Raw genomic sequence first — 4,736 nt, 5'->3', positions numbered from 1 at the left:
ATACTGTTTCACCGCCTGCTCAGACTCAAACCTCTCTATGCAGTCATCCTGCCCCACTTGGCTCAGTCGCAATGCATAACCCTGCTCCTTCTTACTCAACTCAGCGCGATGCACGATCTCGCCTGGGGCAGTTGACTCGATAAAGGAAGCGCACATTGTTGAATCTATGGCCTCATATGTTTTCTCATCCTGCCGCTATTCTTGCCTCTTCTTTAACCTCTCTGCCTCTTCAGGATGTTTTCTGTAATACCATATATTATACAACCCTATTGCTGTGCCAAATACATACATACTGGCAAAGCCCATGGCCCACACGCGATGCCAACGCTGTTGAGGAGGGCCATAACCTCTTAACTCGCCTCCGAAAAGGGCATACACCCATTCTCCAATATCCACGCTATTCCAGAAAAAAATAGCGCCCGCCAGGCAAGCAGCAAAAAGTTTACCATTACGCTTGGCAAATGAAGTCCATTCAAAATAATTCTTTTCCATCACCGACTCTTCTCACCAGCTGTATCTGGCAGGGTAATAAAAGATGGCATATTACTGATGGTGGTTTCGACAACATCAGCCATGGAATCTCCCTTGGGCAAAGAAAAGCTAATGGATACGGGTGTCTGGAAATACGGCAGTTTTATATTCTCTGGCAAGATCTGTGCTTCCTTTCTTACTATCCCACCTGCAACGGTGCCAAGCCCGCCAGCCCCCGCACCCAAAAGTGCGCTCTGGCCGACCGACTTACTCTCGTCATACATCCAGTTAGTCACTGCAGTATGACTGCCCCCGGCAACCCCACTCATGGCGGCATTGCCCCACAAGCTGCGGCCAGCCAACGGGCCGTAAACCAGCGCCGTACCACCAGCCGCAAGCGTTTGGCCAACCCGGTATTCGCCGCCCTGCACGTGCTNAACACCGCGCACGAACGCATCCATATCCTCCTGCTGCTGCAAGGGTGTGCGCGTATCCACACCGTTGAGGTTGTAGGGCACCCCTGCCGCCATCGCGATACTACCCGGGAAAAGCAGCAGCGGCTCGCGCGCATTCGGTGTCTGTACGGGTGGGATCCAGTATGGAGAATTCTCCCCTCCCGTGTGGCGGATGATGAAATTGGCCAATTCACGCGGCGCGTTCGGTACCACCTGGCGCAGCTCCTGCGATCCGTCAGCCAGCGTGACGTTAACCCACTGGCCACCGAAGTCGTAATAGCCCAACTCATCGGAGCCTAGCCCGGGCAGCAAGAGCACAAAGATATTGTCGCCGGGCGCCTCCCCTGTTGCGAGGTTATGCATGCCCCGCATCGCCTGCTCGATCTCTTCCAGGGAAAAGCGCCCCTCGCTCTGATCCGCCAAGTCCCTTGCCAGCTTGCGCTCTTCGGAGTGCAACTGCCGGTTGTAGCTCTCCACCTGGCCGCCGATGAAGGCACCGTCGTTGACGTCGCCGGCGCTGAGTTCCGCCGCAACGATGCCCACCAGTTGAGCGATGGTGTTGCTCAGCACCGGGTTGGTGCGACCGTTCTCGACGAGATGATGGACGAGCGCTTCGCTGGCGCCCGCAGCCAAGGCACCGGTGCGAAAGTCGCCACCCATGGCTTCGGCGAAACTGACCCGAATACGACATGCCCTCATCCCTTAGGCAATTTTTCTGCAATCTTTTCGAACTCTTCAGCATTAAAGCCAGTAAGTGTAGGCATTTCCCAATCAAAGAAGCGCACATCCCGAATCGCATGAAGAGTTAGCGCCCTTAGCCCAGATAGCTCTGACACAGTCAATGGTGCACTTGGCATCAACTCTCGCAACTCAGAATAGAGAAAATCAGCAGACTCATTTGGGGTGCCTGCACAAAGCACAATATCTCCTCTCTCCTCCAACTCTACTAACATTTTCTTTAGCATTTCCATCAACTGACTTCCTGAGTCACCCAATTGGTTTTTCCCTACTTCGCTCATTAATAAGGCTCCGTTCTACTTGGCAGCTGAGAAACATAACTATACCAGTTTTCTGGCTGGAATGCGGTTCCCCCATCCGGCGCACGGGGATCTCTTACAACAACGGTTCCAGTAGATTCTTGCAAGTAAAAAACCCTACCATCTACTGTGTAACGCACACTACTTGGATTATGCAGTACATCTTCAATATGATTGGCATATTGTTGTCTAGTCCTTATACCAAGACCACCAAACTCTCCTTGTTGAATCACGTGCTTTTCAAACCCATGCCCTCTGGATATCTCTTGCGCAGCCAGCTGAGCCCGAAGTGCCTTAGAGCTTATTGATGTGGTTGCTCCCAGACCTACGGCCCCAGCCGCCATAGCAGACAAAACAGATGCCTGTTCAAGATCCAAGCCATGCTGTTCCTTGAGGAACTGAGCAAAGCCTTCTTGCGAGACGACAGATTCCGCCTCCATATACTGACCCAATAGAGGACCAGCATCCAAGCCGATCCGCCACGGAACCTCGCGTCCACCGAAACCATCCAGCGCCTCGCGGAACAGTTCCGAATTGTCGACCAAGTGTTGGTATTCTGACGCGCAAGCCGCTGAATCTGTGGCACAGAGTGCAATCAATTCATCCTGCTGGGCGATGCTGAGCGCCCGGTATTTCTCCTGAATCTCGGTACAGTCACCTCGCGCTTCGCAGCCTTCAAGCTCATCGACATACGCATCGACTTGATCGTGCCGCAGGTAGTTATACCGCGTTGCCTGCGCGGCAATCTCGGCGCCTTGGTACACGTCGCCGTTGACCAGTTCGGCCGCGACGATACCCACCAGCTGCGAGGCGGTGGTCAGGAAGAGAGTTCGCGTTTCTGGGTCGCTGCCCAATTGGCTGCCCAGTTGGCTATCCAGGTACTCCACCAAGGCTTCATTGGCCCCGGCGGCCATCGCGCCGGTTTTGAAGTCTCCGCCCATGGCTTCGGCGGCCAGACCACCGGCCAGGGCGTGCAGGGCAATTTTCTCAGGGCTGCCTTCAGCGTAGCGGCCATGGCTGAAGTCCCCCACGGCGTTGAAGAGGACAGCACTGACGACGTGGTGCACGGCGCCTTGCAGCGCAGCGTCCAGGTTGCGCTCGAAGCTGCCGCCGTTGATGGCGGTTTGCAGGCCGGCGTTGGCGATGCCGTGGGTGATGCGATGGCCAGCGAAGCGACCGATGTCGCTTAGGCTGCCCAGGTCCAGTCCAGAGACGCTGTTGGTGGTGGTATTTGTCATCCCGCCCCAGGCCTTGTCAACGCTGGGGGCCATACCGGGCGCGGCGGTGGCGGCACTCAACAGCACCTACTTCGCCAACTTCGGCGCCGAGCTGGCGGTAGTCTCGATGCTGCCGATGTTCTTCGAGGAAACCTGGGGGCTGACCGCCGCCGCCGCAGGCCTGATCGCCGCCTCGTTCGCCTTCGTCAACCTGGTGGCGCGCCCCATGGGCGGCCTGGTATCGGACCGCATGGGCAACCGCCGCTTCGTCATGCTCAGCTACATGTTCGGCATCGGTATCGGCTTCGTGCTGATGGCCCTGCTCAACTCCAACTGGCCGCTGATCATCGCCATTGCCATCACCATCTTCACCTCCTTCTTCGTGCAGGGGGCGGAGGGCGCCACCTTCGGCATCATCCCCTCGATCAAGCGCCGCATCACCGGCCAGATCTCGGGCATGGCCGGCGCCTACGGCAACGTGGGAGCGGTGGTCTACCTGACCATCTTCACCTTCGTCACCCCCACTCAGTTCTTCTACATCATCGCCGGCGGCGCCTTCCTCAGCTGGCTGATCTGCCTGATCTGGCTGAAGGAGCCGGAAGGCGCGTTCGACGAGGAGTACTACGTCTCCTCGGTAGACCGCATGATCGAAGAGCAGGAACTGGCCGCGGCACAGGCCAAGCCGCAGCAGGGTTGAGCCGGCTGGGCTTCATCAAAGGGCGGCGACTTCGGTCGCCGCTTTTTTGGTGGGGGTGGGGCGGCCATACTCTGGTAGAGCTTGGTTTACTTACTCTCCTCTTTCAGCTGAGGTCTCTTGTCTGGGTATTTATTCCAATGCCAAACAGCAATTAAGTCCATCAGGGATCCGACTAGATACATACCCAAAAATCCCATGGCCCAAACACGATGCCAGCGCTGTTCGCCTGGGCCATACCCTCTCAACTCTCCACCGAACAGAGCATACAACCACTCCCAGATCACCACGCCATTCCAGAAGAAAAGGAAGAGCGCCAAAGTACCCAAGGTATACTTGACTTGGCGCTTAAAAAAACCTAACCACGCCATATCTCGCGGCATCATCATTTTCGCTCCTCATTGTCGACACTTGGCAGCAAGGCAGGCATATTACCGATGATGGTTTGTGTCGTATTTCCAAGAGCATCTGCCGATGGCAGATTCACGCTAAAGGTTGCCGGTGTTTGGAAATACGGCATACTGACTTGAGACGGTATGAGCGGCGCCTTTCCTTTAATTCGATCACCAAGCCATGTGCCACCCCCACCAGCGACTGCTCCCGTGCCTATGCTCCGTATCACTGATTTATTTTCGTCATACATCCAATTGGTCACCGCAGTATGACTGCCCCCGGAGACCCCACCCATGGCGGCATTTCCCCACAAGCTACGGCCAGCCAGCGGACCATAAACCAGCGCCGTGCCCCCTGCCGCGAGCGTTTGGCCAACCCGGTATTCGCCGCCCTGCACGTGCTGGCCCGCCGCGTCAAAGCCCGCCCCGGTGGCAAAATATCCCGCAGCGCGCTGGGTGCCCAATGCATA

6 protein-coding genes are annotated in these 4,736 nt (G+C 56.5%); 1 reads left to right on the top strand and 5 read right to left on the bottom strand.

Going from position 1 to position 4,736, the window contains the following annotated elements:
* Positions 1-195: 195 nt before the first annotated feature.
* From SPH52_RS22375 to SPH52_RS22365, 3 genes are all read right to left on the bottom strand, one after another.
* Positions 196-492 carry a hypothetical protein gene (locus SPH52_RS22375; protein ID WP_411797261.1) on the bottom strand — a complete coding sequence of 99 codons (297 nt, stop codon included), beginning with the start codon at positions 490-492 and terminating at the stop codon, positions 196-198.
* 1,129 nt (positions 493-1,621) lie between these two features.
* Positions 1,622-1,945, bottom strand: a complete 324-nt coding sequence (locus SPH52_RS22370; protein WP_411797260.1) for a hypothetical protein — start codon at positions 1,943-1,945, stop codon at positions 1,622-1,624.
* Positions 1,945-3,201 (bottom strand): DUF637 domain-containing protein, encoded by a 1,257-nt coding sequence (locus SPH52_RS22365; protein WP_411797259.1) that lies wholly within the window; start codon positions 3,199-3,201, stop codon positions 1,945-1,947. The genes SPH52_RS22370 and SPH52_RS22365 overlap by 1 nt, the downstream gene beginning before the upstream one ends.
* Here SPH52_RS22365 and SPH52_RS22360 point away from each other — a divergent pair.
* Positions 3,185-3,877, top strand: a complete 693-nt coding sequence (locus SPH52_RS22360) for an MFS transporter (RefSeq protein ID WP_411797262.1) — start codon at positions 3,185-3,187, stop codon at positions 3,875-3,877. The genes SPH52_RS22365 and SPH52_RS22360 overlap by 17 nt on opposite strands.
* A gap of 86 nt (positions 3,878-3,963) precedes the next feature.
* Here SPH52_RS22360 and SPH52_RS22355 read toward each other — a convergent pair whose 3' ends face one another.
* Positions 3,964-4,263 (bottom strand): hypothetical protein, encoded by a 300-nt coding sequence (locus SPH52_RS22355; RefSeq protein ID WP_411797258.1) that lies wholly within the window; start codon positions 4,261-4,263, stop codon positions 3,964-3,966.
* On the bottom strand, positions 4,260-4,736 hold a 477-nt coding region (locus tag SPH52_RS22350; RefSeq protein WP_411797257.1), incomplete at its 5' end, for a hypothetical protein. The genes SPH52_RS22355 and SPH52_RS22350, both read right to left, overlap by 4 nt.

This window comes from Halomonas sp. A29 (assembly GCF_046723295.1).
GTDB lineage: Bacteria > Pseudomonadota > Gammaproteobacteria > Pseudomonadales > Halomonadaceae > Halomonas.
The sequence above is the reverse complement of the archived record's forward strand: the minus strand, read 5'-3'. Positions and strand labels throughout refer to the sequence as shown.

Bases quoted from the DNA above. Each gene is read 5' to 3' on its own strand.
- SPH52_RS22365 (WP_411797259.1), bottom strand. From the start codon at position 3,201: ATGACAAATACCACCACCAACAGCGTCTCTGGACTGGACCTGGGCAGC.
- SPH52_RS22355 (WP_411797258.1), bottom strand. From the start codon at position 4,263: ATGATGATGCCGCGAGATATGGCGTGGTTAGGTTTTTTTAAGCGCCAA.
- SPH52_RS22370 (WP_411797260.1), bottom strand. From the start codon at position 1,945: ATGAGCGAAGTAGGGAAAAACCAATTGGGTGACTCAGGAAGTCAGTTG.
- SPH52_RS22375 (WP_411797261.1), bottom strand. From the start codon at position 492: ATGGAAAAGAATTATTTTGAATGGACTTCATTTGCCAAGCGTAATGGT.